The organism is Frankia sp. CoWAU3 (assembly GCF_977971855.1).
In genome coordinates, this window is the sequence record NZ_CDWWXB010000342.1 from 1,223 (window position 1) to 1,735 (window position 513).

A 513-nucleotide genomic window follows, 5' to 3' on the forward strand; every position below is an offset into this window, starting at 1 on the left:
TGCGCAGGGTGCTGGGGGAGATCCGGCGGACCTGGGCGGACCTGGTCGTCCTCCCCGAACTATGGGTCACCGGCTATTTTCACTTCGATCGGTACGAGGCGGAGGCGGAGGCGTTGACCGGGCCGACGGTCACCGCCCTGCGGGAGGCCGCCCGGGAACGCGGATGCCACCTGGTGGCCGGTAGCATCGTGGAACGGTCCGCCGACGGACGGCTTTTCAACACGACCGTGTTGATCGGTCCGGACGGGATGATCCGGCATGCGTACCGCAAGGTGCACCTGTTCGGCTACGGCTCCGCGGAGGCCCGGTTGCTGACGCCGGGTGCCACGGTCGGAACCGTCCCCACCGAACTCGGCATCGTCGGGCTGGCGACCTGTTACGACCTCCGGTTTCCCGAGCTGTTCCGGCTGTTGGCCGAGGGCGGTGCCGAGATCGTGGTGGTGGTATCGGCCTGGCCGTTGGCCAGGCTGGACCACTGGCGCGTGCTCACCCGGACCCGGGCCATCGAGAACC

1 protein-coding gene is annotated in these 513 nt (G+C 69.0%); it reads left to right on the forward strand.

Translation table 11 applies throughout. The features are described from left to right. Nucleotides 1–513, forward strand: a 513-nt coding sequence (locus AC08ON_RS18200) for a nitrilase-related carbon-nitrogen hydrolase (protein WP_476617452.1), incomplete at both ends; no start/stop codon positions are given.